Below are 22,583 nucleotides of genomic sequence, written 5' to 3' on the forward strand. Positions count from 1 at the left end.
ATCACATGCAACATTACGGCACGATGCATGGCACGGTATCCCCGATATTCGTCCCATTCAAGTGAACATTTCGCAATCGCGCCTTGGCCAGGCATTTCCACTTATCATTTGAATCCTTTCGACCCTCGAGCCGAATACGATAGTGATGGTCTTCCTTCAAATCAGGAATGACATAAAAATTGTTTTCAAATTTTCGAATTTTTTGGTTCACGTCACACGCATCGGTAAAGGTATCGCCCCAATCCTTCCAGCAGATTTTCCATTTATCATATTTATCTGGCTGCACACTCCAGGTCACTTTGATGTTGCAAGTGCCTTTGTCAAAATCACAGGAATGTCCACCCTCAAATCCGTCAGGACCTGTAGTGAGCCAAACTGACCCCCCAATGCCTTTTTCATCATGCGGAGGTTCGTAGGGCTCGCTTTCGCTCTCCTGCTGGGGAAGGCCGGCGGGACAATCCGGATCGGCAGAGCAAGCGTTCAAGTTACAATAGCCATCCGCCCCACAAGGCGGTGGCCCATCGATGCTATCCAAAGCAGCCAGGTATATGAGGTCAGAATTCTGCAGTCGAATCGCCGCATGATCGGCTTGCCGGGAGAGCGCTTGGTCTAAGCCCACTGCCTGCTCGGCATCCGTCTGTAAACACTGCTTTCCATCAATCCTCATTTCGTGATCTTTGGGCAGAGCAGGGAGAAAGTTCCGCATCTCTGACGTACACAGAGGCGGAAACTGACGCAATTCCCCTCTCTGGGTTTCCACCCCTACCCACTTCCTTTCACTATCCGACCCCGCATACACCGAGGACGCCACGAATCCCAAAACAACAACCAACACAATCATTCTAGATATAAAAATTTTCATGATGGCGCCCCTCCTTTTATTCATTTCAATGCATGAGCGAACCACGAGCTGAAGTCGTGCAATTGTTGTATTCAAGCAAAAGCCATTCCGCACGCTGAGGAGTAATGGGCAACTATTCTAAATTCTTAAACCTATTGTACGGTTAAGACAAAGAAACGGTGAGGAGAATTTTCGGAGGGAAGGATGAGAGGGTTCGGGCGGGCCCCAAGATACAATTTGTATCTATTCGGATACGACGTTCTTGATGGATGCCATGAGGGATTTTTCAAGGATTATCGGGCCTGAAGACCCCGGCTCACGAATGAGGTTTCTCATGTAAGGTTCTCCATGATTGTGGAGTTCCTCTTCCCCAACTGTCCGAGATTCTCGTTGATTCCATATCCCCCGCCGCCTGGGGTTTCGATGGTGAGTTCATCCCCAGCTTCAACGGGGAATGAACATTTTCCAGGAACGTCTTGTTCTTCTCCGTTTTGCTTCAGGCGGTTGCGACCGGGTTGCCCTGACTCCCCGCCTTCCAAACCATAAGGGTTGATAACGCGCCGATCGGACAACAAGGTTACCTCGGCAGGCTGAAGGAATTCGTACGTTCGGATGATTCCGTCTCCGCCTTGATGCTGACCGCTTCCTCCGGACTTTTCCCGAAAGGCATAGCGCGCAATTCGAAACGGATAGGCGTACTCAACCGCTTCCACCGGTGTGTTCAGGGTATTGGTCATGTGTGAGTGGCGTCCACTCCCCCCATCATATTCAGGACCTGCGCCCATCCCTCCGCCGATAGTTTCGTAATAGGCAAAGGGCCGGTTGTGTCGTTGATCCCATCCACCGATGGTGAGATTATTCATTGTGCCCTGGCTGGCCGCCGGAATGCGATCAGGACAGGCTTGCGCCAGGGCTCCCAGGAGAACATCCACAATTCGCTGGGAGGTTTCGACATTTCCGGCCGCCACCGCGGCGGGACGTCCGGCGTTGACCAATGTGCCTTCCGGCGCGTTGATCTGAATCGGCCGCAAACATCCGCTATTGGCAGGGATATCCAAACCCAACACACATCGGAACACATAGGCCACTGCGGACAACGTAACCGGATAGACGGCGTTGATGCTACCAGGCCGTTGCGTATCGGTTCCAGAAAAATCCACCGTGGCCTGATCATCTTCAATCATGATGGCCACACGAATGACGGCAGGTTTCTTAGTGAATCCATCATTATCCAGAGTGTCTTCAAAACGGTAGCAGCCATTGGGTACCGTGCTGATTAACTGGCGGGTCATACGTTCGCTGTAACGAAGCAGGGCATCCATTTCCGCGAGCAGCGGTTGCGCCCCAAACCGTTCAGCCATCGCTCGCATCCGTTCACCTCCAATCTGATTCGCCGCCAATTGAGCCTGGAGGTCACCCATGCGTTCCTCCGGAGTGCGGACATTCGCCAATAACATCCGCCAGATGTCATCATTCTTTTTATGGCCCACCATGAGTTTCACCGGGGGGATAATGAGTCCTTCTTGAAAAATTTCCTGTGACAACGGCATCGACCCCGCCGACATTCCCCCAATGTCGGCATGGTGCGCGCGATTGGCGACCAACCCCAAGAGAGTGGGAGGAGAGGTGTCTTCCACAAATACGGGCGACACCACCGTGAGATCGGGAAGATGTGTGCCCCCGCGATAGGGATCATTGACCATGGCCACATCGCCAGGCGCCAACGTCAAAGACTCAAGGCAGGCTTGCACCGACAAAGGCATGGCTCCAAGATGAACGGGGATATGCGCCGCTTGCGCGACCAGATTTCCGGATGCATCAAACACCGCACAGGAAAAATCACAGCGTTCTTTGATATTGGGCGAGAAGGCGGCTCTCTGCAGGCGAGCGCCCATTTCCTCGGCCACGGACACCAACCGGTGCTTCATCATTTCAGTGCGAATGGGATCATCCATCGGTGGCTCCTACCTTGATGAGAATATTCGAATAGGTATCAATCGCGGCGTGATCCGTAGGTCCAAGATAGATGGTGGTATCATCCAGAACCAGAATGGCCGGTCCAGAGATTTCATGTCCCGGACACAAGCGGGCTCCCCAATAATGCGGGACCGGTTGCATCCCTTGAGGCAGGACCACCGGACGATCCTCCCATAGAGCTGCAGTCGGATCCGCTGACCCTCGCGGCCTGGTGGGAATGGTGGGCGGCGTCACATGGCCGACTGCCCGGACGCGTACATTCACGATTTCGATTGGAGTCTCTGTCTGACTATAGCCATAGCGCGCATGATGAATCCGATGGAATTCCTCACGGAACAGTGATGTCAGCGACACCGCTAAGGCGAAGGATTGACCGACATAACGGACATCGACCGTTCGAGAGAGAACCCAATGGTCAGGATCCACACCTTCCCGATGTAAGTCCTTTTGCCCTTGATCAACCAACGGTTGCGTGCTCTGTTCAAGAATCTCAATCGGCGTGTCTCCCGGTAGCATCACTGTCTGGACATAATCCAATTGCACCTCCGCAGCCAACATGCCCAGAGCAGAAAGCGTGGCGGCCATGGGCGACACCAACACGTGCGGAATACCCAGTGCTCTGGCCAGATCGCAGGCATGTAATCCGCCGGCCCCACCGAATGCCACCAGGACGGCTTCCCTGGGATCTTCTCCGCGCTCCACCGAAATGACACGCAGTGCGCGCTCCATATGGACATTGGCAATTTGGATCATACCCAAGGCCAGGGTCTGCCGGACATCCAAGCCGGGACGAGGGGCCAAAACCATCTGCCGGCTCAGTTCATCAAACGCCTGGTGCGCCGACTCGACATTTAATTTCATCCGGCCACCTAAAAACCCGTCGGTCGGCAATCGACCTAAAACAACATGAGCATCTGTGACCGTCGGGATGGTCCCGCCCCGCCCATAACACACCGGACCCGGTTGAGCTCCGGCACTTTGAGGTCCCACCCGGAGATTGCCGCCCGCATCGACGGTGGCCAAAGAGCCACCTCCGGCACCGACCGTATGAATATCGATGACAGGCACACGGATGGGATTTCCCCCGATTTGGGCTTCGGTCGTGACATGAATCGTCTCATGTACCAACGCCACATCTGTGGACGTCCCGCCCATATCATACGTCAGAATCCGGGTGAAGCCCGCCAACCCTGCCAGATATCGCGCGCCCACCACACCCCCTGCCGGGCCAGACAGAATGGAACGGACGCCATGCCCTCGCGCCTGTGCGACCGAAATACGCCCCCCGTTCGATTGCACAATATGAAACTCGGTCGGTTTCATCTCCCGTTCTAACCGGCCCAAATAGGTATCAAGGACCGGAGACACATAGGCGTTCACCACCGTCGTACTGGTTCGCTCATATTCCCGGAATTCCGGCAGGATTTCGGAGGAACCTGTCACAAAGAATCCTTCGTCACGCAATCGCTTTGTCACCCATTGCTCATGAGCAGGATTCACAAAAGAAAACAGAAACGACACGGCCACCGACTGAATCGCTTCATGCCGTAACATTTCAAGAATTGAGAGGAGGCCTTGCTCCTGAAGAGGCGTCAGGATGGTCCCTTCACAATCCACCCGCTCCGATATTTCGAATGACCATGCACGCGGAATTAAGGGCGGAGAAATGACAGGGAACAGGTCGTACAACTCAGGACGATTTTGCCGTCCAATCAGCAGCACATCACGAAAACCTTTTGTCGTAATGAGAGCCGTCCGCGCCCCCTTGCGCTCCAGAATGGCATTGGTAGCGACAGTGGAACCATGCACAATATGACGACCGGGATGATGAGGAAGTTGGGCTAACCCTTGCAGAACCGCTTCCGCAGGGTCGGCCGGGGTTGATAGAATTTTAAATCGCTGAAGAGATTGATCCGAGGAGGAATAGATGACAAAGTCGGTGAAAGTCCCTCCGATATCTATCCCCACCCACACATTTTGACTGGATTGGCCGGGAATCGACATAGAACACTCTCTTCTTCAGGGGAGTGTTGAAAAATGCCGCCAGCGGTGTTCTCGCCCCATTGCCGTGCTCACGCCCTCCTCCGTATGCTCCGTTCGTCCAGGCGGCTACGGCCTTCCCTTCGACATAACTCAGGGCAGGACTGGACGAGCCTCCCTTCGGCCCAGCTCAGGACAAGTTTTGAACACTCCACTATTTTTCTGGTGAGCCCTGGTTATTCATATACTGATTAAACAACAAGGTGTTTGAAATATTCTACAGACCATTCAAAAAATGGAAAGAGAGCATACCGGATTATGGGGAAGGTTTGAAGCGCAAAATCACATGGCGTTATAGGGAAGGAAGGGAAAAGGGGCTGGTTCAGCTATCCATGCATTCCAACGAACGCGCTTTCTTAACTTTTCACCAGGCCTTTTAACACCACGCGTCGTGGACTACCGCTTGCATTATCGTGAATCGTGAGCATGGCATGGTGGGTTCCCGGTTGGTGTGGAGCAAATCCGACCTGAAGGGTGCACGAATCGCCCGTATGCAAGGTCACATCCGCGCAGGTGTTTTCCGCAATAGAAAAGGCATCCGCTTCATTGCCGGTAATCTTCACCTCCATAATTTTGAGCAATCCCAACCCGATATTAGAGACGCGCATTTTATGACCCGCGGATGAAGGATTCACCTCCTGACCCGACGCCATCTCAAAGACCATGACATCCGTGCTCAGGCTTGGGAGGGGTATAGCCCCATCCCCGCTAAGCAGGACCGACACGCCATCGACATTCGTGCTGGCCGTGGCCAGATCGGGAAATTGGTCTTGATCAAAATCCTCCACCACCACCGCTGAAGGCGTGGCTCCAACACCAAAATGCCCTGCTGAGGTAAACAGTCCGGCTCCATTCCCCAATAAAATCGACAAACTATTGGAATCACGATTGACTACAACCATGTCCATCTCCTGATCTCCGTCGAAATCACGAAACACCACTCCCACCGGCGCAAAACCCACCTTAATGGGATCCAATTCGTTAAATGCCCCCCCCTCGCGCTGAAGCAGAATCCGAACAGTATCCGAAAAGAGACTGGTCACCGCGAGGTCCACCAATCCATTATGGTTGATGTCGGCTCCCTGAATCGCGCTTAAGGTGAAGCCCGGCTTCAGTTCCTTTTCAAGGACAAACTTCCCATTACCGGTATTCTTCAGAATGGAAACAAGCCCGTTCGGAGACCGCCAACTCGGCTGACTCCATGTCACCGCAAGGTCGGGCTTTCCATCACCGGTCAGATCCTCGACCAGCACCCCGGTCGGAAACATACCGTCCCGTCCGTCCTGTTCGTAATCCACGGGAGCCAGCAGGCCTCCCCGGCCATCATTTAAGAGCACCGCGAGATCAAACGGCGGGTAATACCCGAAGCGTCCACTATTCACCACCACCACATCACTCCATCCATCCCCGTTGACATCACGAACCGCTAGAAAGGTCGTCCCTTTGCCTGCCCCCTGGCTGGCTACCTTCTGAAACAGGCCGGTACCCTGACCTTTCAGCACAACCACCTGATCCGCTCCGCTCAATGCCAGAACCAGATCAAGGAGGCCGTCACCATCCATATCGGCGGCAACGACCGCCAACGGAATTTTCCCGACTCCAAAGGATACAGCCGATCGAAAGGTTCCATTGCCGTTGCCTAATAGCACTGAGACGTCGTCGGATGTACCGTTTACCGTCGCCACATCCCACAAGCCGTCCCCATTAAAATCTCCCGCCGTGATGGCTTGCGGAGCGCGCCCGACCGGATTACTCGGCGTAGGGGTATAGGTGAGATTCTGCGCATATACGGAGAGAGGCCATCCGGTCATACACGCCCAGGCGATGCCGAAAATCACAGATCGTTTGGCGAATGACCGGAACATCATGGGGTTAATTCAATGAAGAATCGGTATAGGTTTTTTCTAAAACAATTTCAATTTCGTCCGTAGCTGCCTTCCCTCGGTTGCGAAAACGGGCCGCCCAGTCAGGGTACTCTGCCAACGTGCAAAATATACTTTTCACAATAGCAGGCTTCACGGTTTCTTCCCAATGTGCGAGCCATGCCCTCTCATCCTCCTCACCCTCATAGTCATCCGGGAAGTTGGCTTCTAGGGAAAACCGTAGATTAAATGATTCCTCCTCGTGATACATCTTTTTCTCCTTCTCCATCATGACCGAAGGCCACTCCCTTTTGCGAACCTCCATTGTCCTTATCTCACAGGATCGCCTATATTAGATGTACCATTTCACTCAAAAGGAGGTCCAGAACCCATGCCGATTTTTGCCTATAGGTGTCAGGAATGTTCGCATCAATTTGAGATGCTTGTCCATGGCTCAACCATCCCGGAATGTCCGGAATGTAAAACCTCAAGACTAGAAAAACAGTTGACCGGATTTGCCGTTGGCGGGACAGGCAGTGGAATGAACATTGTTGATCCAGGCAGTTGTGGATCCTGCGGAGATCCCCGCGGACCAGGAGCTTGCTCGATGAATTAGGAGGTCCGGAAGCCTACCTTAGGTAGCAGACGACAGCTTCATTTCCCCGAATCAGGCTCTCTGCCATGGATATGTTCATTACCATTCAGGCCGTCTTCCTCAGGATCAATCCAAATCTTTGCGGGAAAACCTAACGAATCTTCCCCCACACCATAGAAAATGGCCTGGGCCGAAAGGATGTAGGTTATCCATCCAATCGTGCCATCCCCTTCAACGATTCGATAGTGCCTATCCGAGGCTTCAGGAAGGGATTCCTGTAATCCAGGAATCACCATCAACACACGATGCACACTGACATGCGGAGAGCGCTCCTGCTCCGTTTCCGGATAACGAATGGCCATCATTCCGTTGGGAAGGAGGGTATTTTGGGTGAAAGTCGTAACCTGAAAGGCTGAAGGATTGAGTAAAGATTCACACGACCACGTTGCAGAGGGGGAAGAAATCAGAAAGATGGGTGAGAACCCAAAGACCGTAAAGATCAGTGGACCAGCTCTGAAGCCTCCCATCGGGCACCTCCTGCTCGGGAATCTTCACGAAAACTTTTTACCCTCATCTTCTTATCGGTCACATCTAAACAGTCATTAAGAAAAAGAACAAAGACAGGAAGTTCATTCCCGGGAAGTCTTTGAAAAGGCGAATGGATTGAACAATCGGAGGGGATGGGTCGCTGGATTTGTTTGGGCAATGGCGGCACAGATTTATGGGGTCTTTATCTCAGAATGGGATGGCCATATGATCTCATTGTAAGCACTTTTGCAGCCGATTCATCCGAAGCCCGACAGGCTCCCAGCAGACAATCCACAGGCCTCAAGACAAATGACGACTGCTGGATTGGAGAGGGAGGACAGGCGAACGAGCGAAAGAGGGGACGCCGGATAGAAGTCTCTTCGCAGGGGGAAAAGAACCGGTTCAGCATACCCGGTGGAGGGGTGCCCCGGGCTATTCCGAACTGCCCAGCATATCGTCAATGAGGGGACGATTCAAATCTTCGCAGCCTGGACAAATCACGTCAAAAAATGTTTCATGATCGGCCACATAGTTTTTTTCATCCACCAATTTTTCTTCATGAATACTGTCGTAACATGCCGGGCAGAGCATCATGAGGCCGCGCATAACGGATACCGTTTTTCTTCCCTGGCTACGTGGTAAATGCATACCGTCCTCCCTGCCTAGGGTGGGTGCGGTCTCAACCGACATTATGACCACCCTCGTTGTTGGGCTAACAAAAAGTCTTCCTGTTCCAGATCGATACCACACGCGGGGCATTCATAGGGCTGATCCTCAGGTGGAATGCCGACGGGCGTGTCCTGGATCTTGCCTTGGCAAACATGGTAAAAATTTCCTCGGGCATTTTCATCATCCAAGATATCGGACTCATACTTTAAAATCATCTTACACTCCTTCACGTTACCGTTATGGCTTCTCAAGTTATAACAAGGCACCGATTTCCCGGGCAATCCCTATTCCGCTCAATCCGTTCCCGAATTCAGCCATCCCATCTTCCTGCAGCCCTTCATAGGCACCTGTGCCCCGCGAAGACGGGAATCGTCTTAGGAATAATGGTAGGGGTTTGGGCAACCTCGGGCTGGAGTCTTTCTGGAAAACCTGCCCCTGTCAAAGGCCCCATTGGATTGCAATCCCTGGTGGAACACACCTTTTCCAAGCCAGTCTTCCTCACCGCCAGTCCGGATCAGACCAATCGCTTGTTCGTGGTGGAACAGAATGGCCGCATTTTCATCGTGACTCCAGGCCAACGGGATCCGTCTCTTTTTATGGATATCGCTGAAAAACTATCCACAGGAGGGGAACGAGGACTCCTGGGCCTGGCATTCCACCCTCAGTACTCGAAAAATGGCCGGTTCTTTGTCAACTACACCAGGGCACAGGACGGGGCCACGGTGATTGCCGAATACCAGGTATCACCCGACTCCGCCCGAGCGGGCCCACAAGAAACCATTCGGCTGGTCATTCCACAACCCTACAGCAACCATAACGGAGGCATGATTGCTTTTGGCCCCGATGCATTCTTGTATATTGGAACGGGAGATGGCGGAGCTGGCGGTGATCCGGAGAATCGAGCGCAAGATCGAAAGTCCTTGCTGGGTAAATTCCTCCGGATTGATGTGGATGGACCGCCTCCCTTCCGCATCCCTGCCGACAACCCCTTTGTCGGACAACCGGGCCAACCTGAAATCTTTGCGCTTGGCCTTCGAAATCCCTGGCGCTTTTCCTTTGACCGCCAGACCGGGGACTTATGGGCGGGGGATGTCGGACAGAACCTCTGGGAAGAAATCGATGTAATTGCAAAAGGGAAAAACTATGGATGGCGACTCTTAGAAGGGAACCACTGTTTCAATCCCGCCAAGAACTGCGAATCGGCCCAGCAGGTGGTTCCACCGGTCACAGAATACCGGCACGAACAGGGACGATGCTCGGTGACCGGGGGCTACGTCTATCGTGGGAAGCGCGTGCGTTCGTTAGAAGGGGTCTATGTGTTCGGAGATTTTTGTACCGGAGAAATCTGGGGTTATCGCAACGGGCAGACCACACAACTGCTGGATACGGACCTACAAATCTCGTCTTTCGGGGAAGACCGTGAGGGAGAACTCTATGTGATCGGTCATCAAGGCAAGATTTTTCAGATCGCACCGAACACGTCGGTTATCTTGCCCTAGCCAGCCATTAAAATTTTTGAATCTTTTGGAATAAATCGACTTCATCAAGAGCTTTTCCCACGCCATACACCACGGAGGTCAAGGGATCTTCCACTGTAATGATGGGCAGATTGGTTTCTTCCTGAAATCGCGTGGCAATGCCCGGCAACAACGAACCCCCGCCTGTAATCACCACTCCCTTATCGATAATATCTCCGGCCAATTCCGGCGGCGTATTCTCCAACGCATTCCGTAAGGCATTCACGATGGCATGGATGGGATCTTCCAAGGCTTCTCGAATCTCGGAATCATTCACTACGACCGTCCTGGGAATACCCGAAATCATATCCCGCCCTTTGACCATCATCGTTTTGGCCTGTTCCAACGGATAGGCAGATCCGACTTCGATCTTCACCTTTTCCGCCATGTGATCACCAATCAGGAGGTTATACCGTCGCTTAATATAACTCATAATGGCGTCATCCATGGAATCACCCGCCACTTTAACCGACTCGCTACAGACAATGCCCCCAAGGGAAATGACAGCAATATCGGTGGTACCTCCTCCAATGTCGACCACCATGTTCCCCGAAGGTTCCGTGATCGGTAATCCCGCTCCAATTGCTGCCGCAACCGGCTCCTCAATGAGATAGACTTCCCGGGCGCCGGCTTGGCTGGCCGATTCACGGACAGCCCGTTGCTCAACTTCGGTGATACGGGATGGGACACCAATAATACAGCGAGGCCTGACGAACGCCCGTCGGTTATGCGCTTTGGTAATAAAATAATGCAACATGCGCTCGGTCATGGCGAAATCGGCAATAACCCCTTCTTTGATCGGGCGGATCGCCACAATATTACCCGGTGTCCTTCCCACCATGCGTTTGGCTTCGACACCCACGGCCAATACCGTGTTCGATTGTTTTTCGATAGCCACCACCGAGGGTTCACTCAGGACGATACCTTTACCGCGAACATAGACCAGTGTTGTCGCCGTTCCTAAATCGATGGCTAAATCACTCGAAAACCACCCTAAGATATCACTCAACCCTGGCATGAGCCCCCCATGTGGAAAGACGGTTGATTCAGAAAATGCCGATCAGGCTGTCGCCTGTTCGGCACTACCGACATATATCGGAACACCTTTTGTCAAAATAAAGGAATATTGAGAAATTGTTCGGGAATGTGTTTGTCACCAAGAAGCCAGCGGCTTCTTCCATGAAACCAAGCTCCTGATCAACCATTCAGGGAGCAGAAATCCCACATCATCCATCTGGACGAAAGACCTGGCCCGAGAGGAGGGATATGAGACATGAGGCCTGGCTGTGGCCCGGCACAGGCTAGGCGATCATCCTGTCTATGTCAAGAGTACAGAGAACCCATTTCTACGGTTGTGAATCAGGCGCGAGCGCTTCACGGCCACTTCAGGCAGATCACACACTTGCTCTGAAGGCTGGGTATGGTATAAGAAGAGGAACATTTTTTGTCGGGCTCGCATCATCCTCTGGAGGAAGAGTTACCTCGATCGTGTCTAAAAAAGGCTTGCTGTTTATCATCGTCCTGGCTCTTATCGCCATTTACCTGGGATTAATTGGGAACGCACGATGGGGAGATTCCACCCCCCCTGAAATCTCTCTCGAACAACCGTTCGAGCTGGTCGGCCCCACCACGCCACTGGTTCTTCGTATTCATGATGATGAGACCGGTCTTCGGGACATCTCAGTCCGCATTATTCACAACATGGAAACATTCAGCCTGGCCGACCAATCCTTTTCTTCTGAGGGGTGGTTGTCGGCAGCAGGCGGACGGGACCATGAATTCACGCTGAACGTTGTTCCCTATGCCAACTCAGACCTGCCACGGAGACAAGGGCAGGCTCAACTCATTGTGACCGCCAGGGATTATTCCTGGCGAAACTGGTTTGAAGGTAACGGACAACGGCTGGAGAAGGAATTTACCCCACAATTTACACCACCCAGATTGGAACTCCTGTCCCCCCCCACGACCATCGTGCAAGGTGGAGCAGGCATCGTGAGGTATCGAGTAATTCCGGAAGTGTCTATTCACGGCGTCAAGATTGGAAAGGCCTTCTTTCCGGGATATCCTGCACCGGACAAAGCCGGCATGTTTGCTTTCATTGCCTTTCCTTATAATTTGCCGTCCTCAACCCCGATTCAAGTGATTGCAGACGACGGGTATGGTAACTCCGCTCTCATGGATGTGAGTTTCAAGGTCAAACCCCAAGCCTGGCGCACCCGTTCCATCACGATTTCGGACTCATTTATTCGTAAAACGGTTCCAACCATTCTGGCACAGACTCCTGAATTACAGAGTACGGGCGATCCACTGAAGGATTTCCTTCTGGTCAATGACACGTTACGCAAAATGAATAACGAGACCATTTCCAAACTGGCCAAGAGCAGCCGACATGAATTTCTCTGGAAGGGGGCTTTTCGCCAATTGTCGGGCTCACAGGTCGAGGCTTCCTTCGCCGATCACCGCAAATATACGTATAAGGGACAGGTCGTCGATACCCAAGATCATTTAGGATTTGATCTCGCCGTCACCCAGCATTATCCCGTCGAAGCGGCGAATAACGGAATTGTGATATTTGCCGGATATCTGGGAATTTATGGGAACACGATTATTCTTGATCATGGATATGGATTGCTTTCCTTGTATGCGCATCTCTCTTCGATTGAAGGCAAACCCGGTGACGCGGTCACCCTGGGACAACCCATTGGCAAATCAGGCACCACCGGTCTCGCAGCCGGCGACCACCTGCATTTTAGTTTGATTTTGCATGGCGAACAGGTGAATCCCACGGAATGGTGGGATCCGTTTTGGGTGAAAACCCGCATCAAAGACCAGTTAGGATTGCCCTCTCTGGTTAAACCAACGGATGAAGAACCGGAACCGGCCACAACACACTTAGGCCCCTCTCCCGCGCCAGTCCAGTAATGTCATAAGGCGGCTTCACCCTCCGAGATCCCGAATCCCACATGAATTTCAAGACCCTCTGAGTCATCAAAGGATACGAACGTATGGCCAAACGAACCCGGTCTGGCACCGATAATACCACCAACAACCCTTCAGCAATCATCCCGGTTTTGTTGGATGAAACGACGCGGCAACGCTATCTCAATTATGCGCTCTCGGTTATTACCTCACGAGCCCTCCCGGATATCCGGGATGGATTGAAACCGGTGCAGCGGCGCATTTTGTTTTCCATGTTTCACAATCATCGCCTGGTGCCTGACCGGCCTCCCATCAAGAGCGCCAAAGTCGTGGGGTCGGTTATCGGTGAGTGGCATCCACATGGAGACGCGGCGGTTTATGACGCGATGGCTCGCATGGCCCAACCCTGGTCATTGCGCAACACCCTGGTGGATGGCCATGGAAATTTCGGCAGCCAGGACGGCGACCGTCCTGCCGCTTATCGCTATACCGAAGCCCGTCTGACACCCCTCGCACTCGAACTGCTGAATGAACTGAATAAAAACACAGTCGACTTCCAACCCAATTACGATGGCAAAGCGGAAGAACCGCTGGTCCTCCCCGCCCGCTTTCCCAACCTGCTGGTGAATGGATCGACAGGAATTGCCGTGGGCATGGCCACCAATATCCCTCCCCATAACTTAGGAGAGGTGATCGAGGCCGCGATCGCCTTGATTGCGAATCGGGATGCCTCTATTTCCGATCTCATGAAATACCTGAAAGGCCCGGACTTTCCGACCGGCGGCGAAATTTTGAACAACAAAACTGAAATCCGGGAAATGTATGAGACCGGACAGGGGTCGATCCGGCTTCGCGGAGAATATGAAGTCAAAGCATTGGATCACGGAAAATCAGCCATTCTCATTACATCCATTCCCTTTGCCGTCGATAAGTCCGCCATTGTTGAACGGATCGGCGAATTAATCATCACCAAAAAGGTTCCGCAATTGGTGGATGTCCGTGACGAGTCCACAACCGAAGTTCAGATCGCGCTTGAGACACAAAAAGATGCCGATCCCCATCTGGCCATGGCCTATCTCTTTAAACATACCCCGCTACAAAATAACTTTTCCGTTAATTTGACGTGCCTGGTTCCAGTACCGGGATCGACCGTGGCCCGCCCTGATTGCCTGAATCTTAAGCAGATGCTGGAACAGTTCATCGACTTTCGCTTTGTCACCGTCAAACGAAGATTCAGCTACGATTTGCAAGTCCTGGAAAAGCGAATCCATATCCTGAATGGGTTCAAACTCATTTTCGACGCTCTGGATCAGGTGCTCAAGATCATCCGGCAAAGTGAAGGTAAAGCCGATTCTGCCAATAAACTCCAGCAACGATTCGGACTGGAACCCATTCAAACCGATGCGATTTTGGAAACGCCCATCTATAAATTATCCCGAACCGAAATTAAAAAAATGCTGGATGAGCTGGCTGACAAGCTCCGCCAGGCCAAGAATCTCAAAACCCTTCTGGCTTCCAATACCAAATTATGGGATGTGGTCAAAAAAGAACTGGAAGAGGTTGCCACGACTTTTGGAGACAAACGCCGGACCAAAATCGGGCGGCGGCAAACCGAGGAAGTCGAGTTTGATCCGGACGCATTCCGGGTTAAGGAAGACGCCGTGATCACCGTTTCCGCAGATGGATGGATCCGGCGAGTCGGCCTCATCAAAGATCTTTCCAAAGCACGGGTTCGGGAAGGCGATCGGATCATGACGATTTTAGGCGGGAGCACCCTAGAATCGGTGGTGTTCTTTTCCAATTATGGCAGCGCCTACTCTATTCGCATCGGCGATATTCCACCGGCCCGAAGCGGCTTTGGAGATCCGGCGCAAAAGCTCTTTAAATTCAAAGATGGCGAACGTATTATTGAGGGGCTGAGCTTCGATCCGCGTACGCGGACAACAGGACTGTCCGCCCTTGCACCGTCAAAAGATCGCAACCTGCCACTCTTCGACAGTACCCCATCCGATCTCTACGGAGAAGCCGTCGCCATGACTTCCAGCGGGATGGGAATTCGATTTGAGCTTGCCGCCTTCCAGGAGCCGTCGACCCGACTGGGCCGAAAATTTTGTAAACTCAAGGAAGGGGAAGAAGTCGTCGGAGTCAACCAGGTGACCGCTCCTCTGCAAAAAACCGTCGTGGCGGTTGTCTCCGCGCGAGGACGAGCCTTACTCTGTCAGGCCGAAGAGGTGGCGCAATTGGCCGGACCCGGCCGTGGAGTCATCGTGTTGAAATTAGACCAGAACGATACCGTGGTTGGATTTAAATTATTATCTTCAAAAGAAGAGGAGCTCGCGCTTGCCAAAGAAGACGGGGGCACCCTTTCCGTCTCCCTTCGCAAATACCAGGTGGTCGGACGTGGAGGAAAAGGACATCCATTGCTTAGGCGGGGTCGTCTGACCGGCATGATTCCAACTGAATTGACTGTGCCGGTTTTCCAAACAGAAGTTGCCCCCTAGTTTCCTGATGCATTACACCAAGAACCTGTTGCCTTTTTTCATTCTCATTCACTCACGAGGATCCGTTCATGGGTAAAACATATGATGCCAGTGACATCGTCGTACTGGAGGGAATTGAACCCGTCCGACGCCGTCCTGCGATGTATATTGGAGGCACCGATAAGACGGGCCTGCACCACTTAGTCTGGGAAATTCTGGATAACGCGATCGATGAGGTTATTAATGGGTACGCCACTCACATCATCGTGGAACTGGATAAATCACGTGAAGGCCTCCGCATCACGGACAACGGTCGTGGCATTCCGGTGGATAAACATCCCAAACACAAAAAGTCGGCATTAGAAATTATTATGACAACCTTACATGCCGGAGGTAAGTTTGATACCGGAAGTTACATCCATTCCGGCGGATTGCATGGAGTCGGAGCCTCGGTGGTGAATGCCCTGTCCCGTCACCTCGAAGTTCAGGTGAAACGTGACGGCAAGGAGTGGGAACAGACCTATCAGGCCGGAGTACCTCAAGGCCCGGTCAAAGCCCTGGGCAATGCACGGGGGACCGGAACTTCGGTCTATTTTCGTCCCGATCCCAAAATATTCGGCAAAACCATTCAATTCGATCCCGCTGTGTTACAGGATACGCTTGATGCGAAGGCCTATCTGCATAAGGGGCTCAAGCTGACTTTCAAAGATGGGACCACCGGAGAAACCCACCTGTTTCATCACGAGCAGGGCATCCAGGAATACTTGCGCAAATTAGTGGCGGATCGCGGTCGAAAAACGACCGCCGATTTCGTTTTCTACCTGGAACGGCAATTTAAAAATGGCCCATCAGGCGCTGAAGGAGGCGCACAGGCACTGAAGATGGAAGTCGCCTTGCAATGGACCGATGAACCCGCCGAATTCGTCAAAAGTTATGTCAATGGGGTGGCCACTCCGAACGGGGGCACGCATGAAATGGGGTTACGCGGCGGCATCGTAAAAGCGGCACGCAATTACATCGACACCCACAATCTCACACCCAAAGGCCTCTCCCTTCAAGCCGAAGATATTCGCGAGGGCATGGCGGCCGTACTGAGCGTCCTCGTCCTCCATCCGCAATTTCAGGGTCAAACGAAGGAGCGGCTCAATAATCCGGAAGTGCAGGCGCAAGTGGATAGTCTGGTCCGGCCGGCCCTTGAAACCTATCTCAACGAAAATCAAAGTATTGCCGAAGCCCTTGTAGGTCGCATGATTCTGGCCGCCCGAGCCCGTGAAGCCTCTCGTGAAGCCTCCAAAGCCGTGATGCGGAAGTCAGCCGTGAGCCATCGCCTCAACCTGCCGGGGAAACTGGCCGACTGCCAGAGCACGGATCCAACCATCAGCGAACTGTTTATCGTCGAGGGCGACTCCGCAGGCGGAACAGCCAAACAAGGCCGTGACTTAAAAAATCAGGCCATTCTTCCCATACGGGGCAAAGTGCTGAACACGGAAGAACTCACCCTGGCCAAAGTGGTTGAGAACAAAGAGCTGGCGGATGTCGTCAAAGTCTTGGGCTGTGGAGTCGGTAAAGACTTTGATCTCAAGAAACTCCGGTATCATAAAATTATTTTGTTGATGGATGCGGATATTGACGGCTATCACATCAGCACACTGTTGTTGACGTTTTTTTTCCGGCACATGCCTGATCTGATCCGGCAAGGCCACGTTTACATTGCCCAACCGCCACTCTACCGGATTGAAATCGGGAAGGAAGTCCACTGGGCCGGGACCGACGAGGAAAAGGAACGCATTGTGTCAGGAGCCCGCAGCAATGCCAATCCCACCATCAGCCGTTTCAAAGGCTTGGGCGAAATGTTTCCCCAACAGCTCAAAGTCACCACCTTGCACCCCGCCACTCGTCGCTTACTCAAAGTCGAACTGTTAGACGAACTGCAAACCGACCGGACGTTTCAGGATTTGATGGGCAAACGCACCGAGGCCCGGTATGAATTTTTAATGGCCAATGCGGGGCTGGCTGATAATCTGGACGTGTAAGAAAATTTGGGTCGGTCATCCCTGCGATCTTTGGTAGTGTTTTCTTGAACACCCCTAAATAAGACTCCTCTCAGGTTCATTTTTCTCCTGTAGCGACGGGTCGGTGACCCGTCGTCTTCATCGCACGTCGTCTTGCACCACACGTCGCCCGGCCATCCAAGATAGACGTCCCACCGGGACGTCTCTACTGCAGACCGGTTGCTTCTTCTCTTGTAGCGGCGGGTCGGTGACCCGTCGTCTTCATCGCCCGTCGTCCGGCAATCGAAAAGAGACGCCCCGGCGGGGCGTCTCCACAATTCGGAAGAGAAAAGGGTAAAAGGATAAAGGACAAAGGGTTAGGGGGTGTCCTGGGCAAGACGAAAGCCGAGGCAGTTGTGCCGGGCGTCAAGGGGTGCCCCTGAACCGGTTCGAGGACCGGAGGGCGTCTGGTGTGAAGAACCAGGCACCGCCCCGGACCACACGCAACGAACAATCTCCCCCAGTGGCTTCTAGCCAGGCAGAGCCATCCGTCGGTGCGCCCTTGTAATTCGCATGCAAGCAATCTTCCACCCATTCCCACACATTCCCGCTCATGTCATACAGCCCAAAGGCATTCGACTGTTTGCTGCCCACCTCGGCCGTCTTCCCACCTGAATTCTCAGAAAAGACTGCATAAATCCCCAGCTGGTTTTCTTCTGAAGTCCCAGCCCATGTCTCCTGCTTGGCCCCGCTACGCGCCGCATATTCCCACTCGGACTCCGTGGGCAACCGATATCGTTGGCCGGTTTCTCCCGCCAGCCACGCCGCATAGGCTCTCGCCTCCTCCCATGAAACATTGATGACTGGGCGTGGTCCACGGCCCCAGGCTTGATCATTCGGAAACGGTCTATTGGTCGCAATAGCAAACCGGTCGTATTCCTCAAAGGTGACTTCGTGTTTTCCCATGGCAAAAGCCTGTATGTTGACTTCTGGGATGAAATCAGATTCACCCCCTTGCCGATACGTGCCATTAGGAATGGGCACCATCTCGGGTGGGATATGAATGCTCACGACTAAGGATTGCACTTTCAACAGAGCCTGATGAAGTTATAGCCTTTCTGCCAGAGCCAGGTGATCACTCCCAGCATCAGCACGAAGAGGAGCCCGGCTGCCATCCACAGATGTCTAGCCCGAAGGCTGGCATCGAGAAACTCTTTGGTGAGCCCCACAGCATTGACCCCGGCCTGTTGGAAATCGTAATACTCCCGGCCGGTGGCCAGACCATCGAAACGGGGCTTGCCCATGGATGCCCATTTCTGCGCTCGGCTTTCCAACAGCGTGCGATCCACCAGCGCTTTTTTGTTGGTCTCGACATACTCCTTCAAGGCCGGCCAGGCCTCGAAGAGTTTTTCGTGGCTGATCGAGACGGTGGCTTCCTCCTTTTCGCCTTCCGTGCGCAGGAGACGTTCGGACACCAGCCGGTCGATCACCGGGTGGAGTTCGTGGGGGAATTCGCCTTTCTTTTGCCGGTTACGGGTGGGAACACCCTCTTCCTTTTGCACCTTGGCCAATGCGTGAAAGAGAATAGGCAAGGCCTTCGCGGCCTTGATGCCCAAATCCCGCTCGATGCTCGCTTCCACCTGTTTTACGTGGGCCCCGATGGCCCCGGCCACGCCGCCGATCCGGTCATAAACCGTCTCGCTTAAGGTGTGGTTCACGCGATCTTGAAAGAGACGGTCCAGCACGAAGGCCAACAGTGGCAGGTTGCCGGATTCCGCCTCGCTCTCCCGAATGAGCCGTGCGGCGAAGGTTTCGTCGATGGTGAGGCCTGCCGCCTGGGCCGGTTTCAGGACCATGTCCTGCATCATGTAGAATTTGACGGGTCCCAGCGCAAAGTGGCCCACTTTGCTATTCAGCACTTGCACCATCTCCTGGTGCCGGTGGCAATAGTGCAAGTAATCGCTGCGGATGGTGCCTATCACCCAGAAGGCTTTCTCTTGGGTGGCCTGATAGAGCGCCGTCAGGAAGCTGTTGGCCTGCACTACGTCATGGGAAGTGAATAGTTCTTCCATTTGATCGATGAAGAGCACGAGGGTGCGTGAGGCGACGCTGTCCCTCATGATGGCCATGATCTGGGTACCGAGCGTTTCCGGTGCCTTGGTGAGTTTCTCCAACAGCGTATCCGGTCTAAAACCCGCCTGGGTCACCAGGGAGCCCAATGCCCCGAGCATGGCTTCTATCGGCTGCTGGCGTTGACTGGGGACCATCCGCACACTCAGTAAAGGCTGGGCGTCAGGAAATCCTCCGGATTCCAATTTGGGAAGAACCCCCGCATCCACCACCGAGGATTTGCCCACACCCGAGTCGCCGCTAATGATCATAAACCGGCCTTCCGGTTCCCGCAGACGGTCGAGGATATCCCGCACTTCGGCATCGCGGCCAAAGAACACCGGCGCGTATTTACGCGTGAAGTGAAGGAGGCCAGGATAGGGGGAGCCCTGTTCTTCGATATTCCAAGTGACGGTTGCAGACTTGACGGGCTCAGTGAGGTGGGAGAGTTCCGTTTGTTTTCCGTCCTCCAGATGCCTCGCGACCGCAGCCAGCACGAGGGAGGACAGTTCGTGGGGAGACGAAAAGGGGCTGGCGAGTTTTTCGGTTAACAGATGTTGCCGCAGAGTCTTGATCCGCTCGCCTCTGTCCTCTGCATAATAGGCATCACTAAAAGAATTGGGCCAAGGTGTCTTGTCATCCACGAAAAAGGTGAGGCAAGGTTTCCTGAGGGCTTCGGCATGACGAAACTCCAACTCGGTGACGGACAGATTGTTCGGGTTTCCATGATTGACAGGAGGTACATAACCATACCGAAAGGCAAACAGTCCCACATAGATATCGGCTCTCCCGACGTCTTTCAAACATTTGTCAGCGGGACGCTGATCGGCGGCAACATAGTCCTCCATGGCGATGACCTGATACCCCGCTTTTCGCAAGGCATCAAAGACGACCTGCCGATATTCTTTCAAGTCTTCGAACGTGGAGGAGAGATAGATCGTTGGCATGACCGCGAAGGATTTCTTGAATCAAAGAAACACGTCCGTTCTCTTTTCAAGATCTATTTGGCCAGAATCCGGACATAACTTCAAGCATGTTTGGACCAAATGGTTCTGTACAAACGCACCGAAGCCCTGTCCGAATTTCTCATGGCCAACGCCGGATTGGCAGACAATTTTGACGGATCACAAACGATAAGGCGGAAACAGCGAGGAGGAAGGAGCGGACTTGGAAGAGTAAGGCGGTTTCTTTTTCCCCTCACCTCTTAGAATGTTACACTACCTATTATGAAGACCGACATGACCAAAACACCATCCGAAACAGCCCTTGACCACGTCAAACAATATCACGAGCAGACCAAGCATGAGTTCAACCGGTACGCCCGGTCGCTCGGATACCTGGATTGGGCCAATCAGCCCAATCCCTTCCGCCGATTCGATGGCGCTCCGCTTGTTGCGCTTCCACACCTCCCACTCGACGAAGACCCGCTGTCTCCACCGTATGAATCCCTCTTTCATCCGCCCTCGATCCCCTCTCAATCCATCACCCTCAACACCCTGTCTCGCTTCTTTGAATATGGGTTATCACTCACGGCGTGGAAGCAGTATGGCGAGACCCGGTGGGCATTGCGGAGTAATCCTTCCAGCGGCAATCTCCACCCCACCGAGGGTTATCTCTTCACGGGTTCCCTGCCTCACCTTGCACTGGAACCAGGCCTGTACCACTATGCTCCGAAGGAACATGCCCTTGAACACCGTTGGGCTCTTCCTCCTGGACCCGCCCGATCAATACTTCAAGGCATGCCTTCTGAAGGATTTCTGGTAGGCCTCACGTCCGTTCATTGGCGTGAAGCGTGGAAATATGGAGAGCGGGCCTTTCGATACTGCCAACATGATACGGGCCATGCCATCGGCACGTTGCGAATTGCCGCGGCGACTTTAGGCTGGAATCTGTTGGTGTTGAGTGGCACCTCAGACGAGACGATCGCACGGCTTTTGGGTCTGACCCGACCGCAGGATTTCCAACAGGCCGAGCGGGAATACCCGGAATTGCTGGCGGCAGTCTGGCGCAGAAACCTTCAACCCTCTCCCACGCTGAATCTGGCATTCGACGATCTTCATGATACGGTGCTCACAACCGGAGAATGGAAAGGCACGGCAAACCGTTTGAGCAAAGATGAACCGGTCTTGTGGAACCTGATCGATTCCGTCACGGTGGCGTCATGGAAATCGACGCAAGAACCCGAACCCATTGCCTTTCATGCTTCAGGTGTTCCCATGAACAAAGGGAAAATGATTAAATCTGAACCCTTGGCTGGTCACATCATCCATCAACGACGGAGTGCCGTCGCATTTGACGGACGAACCGGCCTCCCCGCCGATCGTTTTTTCACCATGCTGCAACGGATCATGCCAAGAGGGGACCTGGCTTTACCGGATCGACCCATGCCCTGGGATGCCATCCCCTGGGAACCCACGATTCACCTCATCCTGTTCGTTCATCGAATAGACGGTCTCCCGCCTGGTCTGTATTGGGTGAATCGAAATCCAGAACACCGGGACCTCATGTTTTTCAAAAGCGCGATGCACGAGCAGTTTGTCTGGTCGACTCCTGAAGCATGCCCCTCCAATCTTCCGCTCTACCTCCTGGAAGAAGGTAATGCGCAAAATCTGGCCAAACAACTCAGTTGCGGACAGGACATTGCCGGAGACAGTGCATTTGCGCTTGGAATGGTCGCCGAATTCGACCAGAGCTTAGAAACGTATGGCCCATGGTTTTATAAACGGTTGTTTTGGGAAACCGGATTGATTGGCCAAGTGCTCTACCTGGAGGCCGAAGCGGCTGAGATCCGGTCAACGGGAATCGGCTGTTTTTTTGATGATCCGGTCCATCGGGTGCTCGGCATTCATCCTCAAACCACGTGGCAATCACTTTATCATTTCACTGTTGGCGGTCCGCTGGATGATGGTCGTCTTACGACCTTGCCGCCATACGGCCCTCATGTCACATGATGATTTTTCCGCCCCTCTGTAAAGGGTTTAATTTCCAAGAGGACTTAAAGAGGGGGGATTCCCAAATCCTCGATTCCTATTCCTCCCCTTTGTAAGCAACTGTC

At 53.2% G+C, this 22,583-nt stretch carries 17 protein-coding genes; 6 read left to right on the top strand and 11 right to left on the bottom strand.

Features of this window, described 5'->3' with window-relative positions:
- Positions 1–13 precede the first annotated feature (13 nt).
- The 5 genes from H6750_19755 to H6750_19775 form a co-directional block, all read right to left on the bottom strand.
- On the bottom strand, positions 14–862 hold the full coding sequence (locus H6750_19755; protein ID MCB9776547.1) for a hypothetical protein: 849 nt from the start codon (positions 860–862) through the stop codon (positions 14–16).
- 311 nt (positions 863–1,173) lie between these two features.
- On the bottom strand, positions 1,174–2,796 hold the full coding sequence (locus H6750_19760; protein ID MCB9776548.1) for a hydantoinase B/oxoprolinase family protein: 1,623 nt from the start codon (positions 2,794–2,796) through the stop codon (positions 1,174–1,176).
- Positions 2,789–4,822: a hydantoinase/oxoprolinase family protein gene (locus H6750_19765; GenBank protein ID MCB9776549.1), complete on the bottom strand. Its 2,034-nt coding sequence runs from the start codon at positions 4,820–4,822 to the stop codon at positions 2,789–2,791. The genes H6750_19760 and H6750_19765 overlap by 8 nt, the downstream gene beginning before the upstream one ends.
- A 392-nt stretch (positions 4,823–5,214) precedes the next feature.
- The gene (locus H6750_19770; protein ID MCB9776550.1) at positions 5,215–6,726 is read right to left on the bottom strand and encodes a VCBS repeat-containing protein; all 1,512 of its coding nucleotides are present in this window, start codon (positions 6,724–6,726) and stop codon (positions 5,215–5,217) included.
- 4 nt (positions 6,727–6,730) lie between these two features.
- The gene (locus tag H6750_19775) at positions 6,731–6,991 is read right to left on the bottom strand and encodes a hypothetical protein (GenBank protein ID MCB9776551.1); all 261 of its coding nucleotides are present in this window, start codon (positions 6,989–6,991) and stop codon (positions 6,731–6,733) included.
- Between the two features lie 120 nt (positions 6,992–7,111).
- Here H6750_19775 and H6750_19780 point away from each other — a divergent pair, with 120 nt between their 5' ends.
- A complete protein-coding gene (locus H6750_19780; GenBank protein MCB9776552.1) occupies positions 7,112–7,336 on the top strand; it encodes a zinc ribbon domain-containing protein in 225 nt (74 codons plus the stop codon).
- Positions 7,337–7,374: 38 nt separating this feature from the next.
- Here the strand turns inward: H6750_19780 and H6750_19785 are convergent, their stop codons facing one another.
- From H6750_19785 to H6750_19795, 3 genes are all read right to left on the bottom strand, one after another.
- Entirely contained in the window at positions 7,375–7,842 is a 468-nt protein-coding gene (locus tag H6750_19785) for a hypothetical protein (GenBank protein MCB9776553.1), read from the bottom strand.
- Between the two features lie 433 nt (positions 7,843–8,275).
- A complete protein-coding gene (locus H6750_19790) occupies positions 8,276–8,491 on the bottom strand; it encodes a hypothetical protein (protein ID MCB9776554.1) in 216 nt (71 codons plus the stop codon).
- Between the two features lie 41 nt (positions 8,492–8,532).
- The gene (locus tag H6750_19795) at positions 8,533–8,727 is read right to left on the bottom strand and encodes a hypothetical protein (protein ID MCB9776555.1); all 195 of its coding nucleotides are present in this window, start codon (positions 8,725–8,727) and stop codon (positions 8,533–8,535) included.
- 168 nt (positions 8,728–8,895) lie between these two features.
- On the opposite strand from H6750_19795, the gene H6750_19800 reads away from it, so the two are divergent.
- Complete coding sequence (locus H6750_19800) at positions 8,896–10,011, top strand: PQQ-dependent sugar dehydrogenase (protein MCB9776556.1); 1,116 nt, start codon at positions 8,896–8,898, stop codon at positions 10,009–10,011.
- Positions 10,012–10,018: 7 nt separating this feature from the next.
- On the opposite strand, the gene H6750_19805 is transcribed toward H6750_19800, so the two are convergent.
- A complete protein-coding gene (locus H6750_19805) occupies positions 10,019–11,047 on the bottom strand; it encodes a rod shape-determining protein (GenBank protein ID MCB9776557.1) in 1,029 nt (342 codons plus the stop codon).
- A 470-nt stretch (positions 11,048–11,517) separates the two neighbouring features.
- Between H6750_19805 and H6750_19810 the strand changes: the two genes are divergently transcribed.
- The 3 genes from H6750_19810 to H6750_19820 all read left to right on the top strand — a co-directional run bounded on the left by H6750_19810 (position 11,518) and on the right by H6750_19820 (position 17,461).
- Positions 11,518–12,951 (top strand): M23 family metallopeptidase, encoded by a 1,434-nt coding sequence (locus H6750_19810; GenBank protein ID MCB9776558.1) that lies wholly within the window; start codon positions 11,518–11,520, stop codon positions 12,949–12,951.
- 83 nt (positions 12,952–13,034) lie between these two features.
- Positions 13,035–15,449 carry a DNA topoisomerase 4 subunit A gene (locus H6750_19815; protein MCB9776559.1) on the top strand — a complete coding sequence of 805 codons (2,415 nt, stop codon included), beginning with the start codon at positions 13,035–13,037 and terminating at the stop codon, positions 15,447–15,449.
- 68 nt (positions 15,450–15,517) lie between these two features.
- A complete protein-coding gene (locus tag H6750_19820; GenBank protein MCB9776560.1) occupies positions 15,518–17,461 on the top strand; it encodes a type IIA DNA topoisomerase subunit B in 1,944 nt (647 codons plus the stop codon).
- Between the two features lie 384 nt (positions 17,462–17,845).
- Here H6750_19820 and H6750_19825 read toward each other — a convergent pair whose 3' ends face one another.
- Positions 17,846–18,511 (bottom strand): formylglycine-generating enzyme family protein, encoded by a 666-nt coding sequence (locus H6750_19825; protein MCB9776561.1) that lies wholly within the window; start codon positions 18,509–18,511, stop codon positions 17,846–17,848.
- Positions 18,508–20,475 (bottom strand): DUF4062 domain-containing protein, encoded by a 1,968-nt coding sequence (locus tag H6750_19830; GenBank protein MCB9776562.1) that lies wholly within the window; start codon positions 20,473–20,475, stop codon positions 18,508–18,510. The genes H6750_19825 and H6750_19830 overlap by 4 nt, the downstream gene beginning before the upstream one ends.
- 291 nt (positions 20,476–20,766) lie before the next feature.
- Here H6750_19830 and H6750_19835 point away from each other — a divergent pair, with 291 nt between their 5' ends.
- Positions 20,767–22,479, top strand: a complete 1,713-nt coding sequence (locus tag H6750_19835) for a SagB/ThcOx family dehydrogenase (protein ID MCB9776563.1) — start codon at positions 20,767–20,769, stop codon at positions 22,477–22,479.
- The last annotated feature ends 104 nt before the right edge of the window (positions 22,480–22,583 follow it).

Source organism: Nitrospiraceae bacterium (assembly GCA_020632595.1).
Classification (GTDB): Bacteria; Nitrospirota; Nitrospiria; order Nitrospirales; family UBA8639; genus Nitrospira_E.

Excerpts from the sequence above, each read along its gene's own strand:
- H6750_19755 (MCB9776547.1), bottom strand. The coding sequence starts at position 862 with ATGAAAATTTTTATATCTAGAATGATTGTGTTGGTTGTTGTTTTGGGA.
- H6750_19760 (MCB9776548.1), bottom strand. The coding sequence starts at position 2,796 with ATGGATGATCCCATTCGCACTGAAATGATGAAGCACCGGTTGGTGTCC.
- H6750_19765 (MCB9776549.1), bottom strand. The coding sequence starts at position 4,822 with ATGTCGATTCCCGGCCAATCCAGTCAAAATGTGTGGGTGGGGATAGAT.
- H6750_19770 (MCB9776550.1), bottom strand. The coding sequence starts at position 6,726 with ATGATGTTCCGGTCATTCGCCAAACGATCTGTGATTTTCGGCATCGCC.
- H6750_19775 (MCB9776551.1), bottom strand. The coding sequence starts at position 6,991 with ATGTATCACGAGGAGGAATCATTTAATCTACGGTTTTCCCTAGAAGCC.
- H6750_19780 (MCB9776552.1), top strand. The coding sequence starts at position 7,112 with ATGCCGATTTTTGCCTATAGGTGTCAGGAATGTTCGCATCAATTTGAG.
- H6750_19785 (MCB9776553.1), bottom strand. The coding sequence starts at position 7,842 with ATGGGAGGCTTCAGAGCTGGTCCACTGATCTTTACGGTCTTTGGGTTC.
- H6750_19790 (MCB9776554.1), bottom strand. The coding sequence starts at position 8,491 with ATGCATTTACCACGTAGCCAGGGAAGAAAAACGGTATCCGTTATGCGC.
- H6750_19795 (MCB9776555.1), bottom strand. The coding sequence starts at position 8,727 with ATGATTTTAAAGTATGAGTCCGATATCTTGGATGATGAAAATGCCCGA.
- H6750_19800 (MCB9776556.1), top strand. The coding sequence starts at position 8,896 with ATGGTAGGGGTTTGGGCAACCTCGGGCTGGAGTCTTTCTGGAAAACCT.
- H6750_19805 (MCB9776557.1), bottom strand. The coding sequence starts at position 11,047 with ATGCCAGGGTTGAGTGATATCTTAGGGTGGTTTTCGAGTGATTTAGCC.
- H6750_19815 (MCB9776559.1), top strand. The coding sequence starts at position 13,035 with ATGGCCAAACGAACCCGGTCTGGCACCGATAATACCACCAACAACCCT.
- H6750_19820 (MCB9776560.1), top strand. The coding sequence starts at position 15,518 with ATGGGTAAAACATATGATGCCAGTGACATCGTCGTACTGGAGGGAATT.
- H6750_19830 (MCB9776562.1), bottom strand. The coding sequence starts at position 20,475 with ATGCCAACGATCTATCTCTCCTCCACGTTCGAAGACTTGAAAGAATAT.
- H6750_19835 (MCB9776563.1), top strand. The coding sequence starts at position 20,767 with ATGACCAAAACACCATCCGAAACAGCCCTTGACCACGTCAAACAATAT.